The organism is Gilvimarinus sp. 1_MG-2023, assembly GCF_030548285.1.
Genome location: NZ_JAUOSC010001325.1, coordinates 1 through 254, shown reverse-complemented (window position 1 = coordinate 254; position 254 = coordinate 1). Strand labels below are relative to the sequence as shown.

The following is a 254-nucleotide window of genomic DNA, read 5'->3' as shown; positions in this document are numbered from 1 at the left end:
ACATTACCTGGCATGGTGGCCGTGACGTGACCGGGTTCCGTTGCGCGTTTACGGCCTTTGCTGGCACCGTCATCAACATATTCATTTAACGGTTCAAAGATCACTTCTTGTGGCACGCCGTCCATACTGAGATAGATCTTGCGCTTGCCAGCCCCAAAATCACCAACGCCGGTGACTGCGATATCGTAGCTTTCGCCGTGCACATCGATAACGAACTCGGTGGCCACACCCATTTTGCTTTTGCTGTCGACATC

The 254-nt window shown here is 52.8% G+C and carries 1 pseudogene; it reads right to left on the bottom strand.

Annotated elements, in window-relative coordinates:
• Positions 1-254, bottom strand: a pseudogene (locus tag Q4563_RS21140) (pyruvate carboxylase subunit B); the annotation flags it as partial.